The 2425-nt window shown below is 74.2% G+C and carries 3 protein-coding genes and 2 pseudogenes; 4 read left to right on the top strand and 1 reads right to left on the bottom strand.

The window, feature by feature from the left end; translation table 11 throughout:
• The 3 genes and pseudogenes from GT030_RS35095 to GT030_RS35085 form a co-directional block, all read left to right on the top strand.
• Window positions 1-209 (top strand): annotated as a pseudogene (locus GT030_RS35095) (molybdopterin molybdenumtransferase MoeA); the annotation flags it as partial.
• Between the two features lie 48 nt (window positions 210-257).
• Complete coding sequence (locus GT030_RS35090) at window positions 258-533, top strand: MoaD/ThiS family protein (protein ID WP_161204527.1); 276 nt, start codon at window positions 258-260, stop codon at window positions 531-533.
• Window positions 534-588: 55 nt separating this feature from the next.
• Complete coding sequence (locus tag GT030_RS35085) at window positions 589-1032, top strand: molybdenum cofactor biosynthesis protein MoaE (RefSeq protein ID WP_161204526.1); 444 nt, start codon at window positions 589-591, stop codon at window positions 1030-1032.
• On the opposite strand, the gene GT030_RS35080 is transcribed toward GT030_RS35085, so the two are convergent.
• Window positions 1033-1674, bottom strand: a complete 642-nt coding sequence (locus tag GT030_RS35080) for a DUF1345 domain-containing protein (RefSeq protein ID WP_161204525.1) — start codon at window positions 1672-1674, stop codon at window positions 1033-1035.
• Window positions 1675-1787: 113 nt separating this feature from the next.
• On the opposite strand from GT030_RS35080, the pseudogene GT030_RS35075 reads away from it, so the two are divergent.
• Window positions 1788-2425 (top strand): annotated as a pseudogene (locus GT030_RS35075) (FUSC family protein); the annotation flags it as partial.

Here is a 2425-nt window from a genome sequence, read left to right as displayed (position 1 = left end):
GTGCCGTGACCGCCGAGGCGCTCCGCGGCCACCCTCGCGACACCCGGCTGCTGCCGGTGCGTACGACGGGCACCGGCGTGGCGCCGCTGCCCTACGACGGCCCGGCGATGCTGCGCGGGCTGGCCCTGGCCGACGCGCTGGCCGTGGTCCCGCCCGGCGGAGCCGCGGCGGGGGACGCGGTGGAACTGCTGCCGCTGCCCACCGGCTGACCCACCCCGCATCACCTCAGACACGACCCACCCGAGAAGGCGAAGGACATGGAGACGAAGACGGCATCCACCGGCACCATCCGCTACTGGGCCGCGGCCAAGGGCGCGGCCGGCACGGCGGAGGAGCCCTACCGTGCGGGGACCCTCGCCCAGGCACTGGAGCAGGCGCGGACCCGCCACGCGCACGAGCCGCGCTTCGCGCAGGTCCTGGGGGTCTGCTCCTTCCTGGTCGACGGCGACCCGGTCGGCGTCCGCGACCACGCCTCGGTCACCCTGCGGGACGGCGCCGTGGTCGAGGTGCTCCCGCCCTTCGCCGGCGGCTGAGCAGCCCCGCGTCCGCCCACCTCCCTCCCCCCTCACCCGGAAACCGGATCACCTCATGGCGCTCCCCGCCCTGTCCCCCGCCCCCATCCGCCTGCTCGGCCTGCGCGACACCCCGCTCTCCCTCGACGAGGTGTACGGCGCGGTCGGTGACGACGCCGCGGGCGGCACCGCCCTGTTCGTCGGCACGGTCCGCGACCACGACGGCGGCAAGTCGGTGCCCTCCCTGGAGTACAGCGCCCATCCCTCCGCCGAGACGGAGCTGCGCCGGGTGGCCGAGGAGATCGCGGCCGAGTTCCCGGTGCGCGCGCTGGCCGCCGTGCACCGGACGGGTCTGCTGGCGATCGGGGACGTCGCGGTGATCACCGCGGTCTCCTGCCCGCACCGGGCGGAGGCGTTCGCCGCGTGCCGCAAGCTCATCGACACCCTCAAGCACGAGGTGCCGGTCTGGAAGCGGCAGATCTTCACGGACGGCGCCACGGAGTGGGTCGGCGCCTGCTGATCAGCCGGTGACGACGCCCGCGACCAGGTTGATGGTGGTGGCCAGCACGCTGATGCCGAACAGGTACGACAGCAGACAGTGCCGGAGCGCCACCGACCGGATCAGCGGGTGGGAGACGCTGGTGTCGGAGACCTGGTAGGTCATGCCGAGGTTGTAGCTGAAGTAGAAGAAGTCCGAATAGGCGGGCCTCAGTTCGGAGTTGAAGTCGATGCCGCCCCGGGCCGGGCCGTAGTACAGGTAGGCGTAGCGGGTCGTGTACATGAGGTGCAGCGCGGCCCAGGCCATGAGGACGCCGAGCAGCGCGATGGCCGCGGCGGCTCCGGTGTCGGCGCCGGAGCGGTGTGCGACCAGCATCAGCACGATGCCCCCGAGCCCGCACAGCGAGACGCCGACCACCACGAGTTCGTCCACGGCGGGCCGGAAGTCCTCACGGCGGGCGTCGGTGCGGGTGGTCTCGGCGTCCATGGGCCACAGCACCATCCAGCCGGTGACCACGAAGACGGTGCCGACGGCGGCGATGCCGGACAGGATGGCCAGCGGCGCCGGTTGGCCGGTCAGCCCGACGGCAAGGCCGGCGATCGCTCCGACGACGAGTGAGCCGCCGAGCCTGGGAACCGCGGACACCGGCAGCCACATGCTCATACGGCCTCACCCTAGTCCCGTCCGCCGCTTCCGGCCCGGCAGATGACCACCCCCGAACGCGGCCCCCACAAGCCGATCAGGACTGCGGCGGGGCCGGGTGGTATACACCCAACATGCCCCCTTCGCGCCGTTCCTCCCCCGCCGGCGGTGGCGACGGACGCCGGTGGGACACCTCCGGCGTCGGGCATGTGCTGTTCCCGCGCGGAGCGCTGGCTCTCCAGCGGGTCGACGGCGCGCTGCTGTTCGCGGTGCGTGCGGCCCTGGCCATGGCGCTCGCGGGCCTGCCGGCGGTGCTGGCCGGCCGTCCCGACCTCGCGGTGTACGGGATGCTCGGGGCGTTCACCACGACGTTCGGCCGGAATCTGCCCTACCGCCGCCGGGCGCGGGTGCTGGCGTGGGTCGCGCTCGCCATGACGGCCTGTGTGGGCCTCGGTTCGGCGCTGGCGTCGGTGGCGCATCCCTGGTCCGGCGTGGCCGGCGCGGCGGTGGTGGTCGTGGCGACGGCGCTGGTGGCGGGCGTGTGCAAGTACGTGTGCGACGCGACCGGGCTCGGCGGGCTGGGCGCCATCCTGCTGCTGTTCTCCTTCGCGGTGGCCGCCAACGCCACGACCACGCCCGGCCAGGTGCTCCCCCGCACGGGTACGGCCGCGGTGGGCTCGCTGATGGCGTGGGCGCTGGCGCTGCTGGGCCGCCTGGTCCATCCCGACCGGCCGCAGCGCCTGTCGGTGGCGGCCGCGCTGCGCCGGCTCGC

The sequence above is a fragment of the Streptomyces sp. SID1328 genome, from assembly GCF_009865595.1.
GTDB classification, from domain to species: domain Bacteria; phylum Actinomycetota; class Actinomycetes; order Streptomycetales; family Streptomycetaceae; genus Streptomyces; species Streptomyces griseoluteus.
Note: the sequence above shows the minus strand (reverse complement) of the source record. Positions and strands in the feature narration are given on the sequence as shown.

Coding starts and splice junctions, on each gene's coding strand:
- GT030_RS35090 (WP_161204527.1), top strand. CDS start 258: ATGGAGACGAAGACGGCATCCACCGGCACCATCCGCTACTGGGCCGCG.
- GT030_RS35085 (WP_161204526.1), top strand. CDS start 589: ATGGCGCTCCCCGCCCTGTCCCCCGCCCCCATCCGCCTGCTCGGCCTG.
- GT030_RS35080 (WP_161204525.1), bottom strand. CDS start 1,674: ATGAGCATGTGGCTGCCGGTGTCCGCGGTTCCCAGGCTCGGCGGCTCA.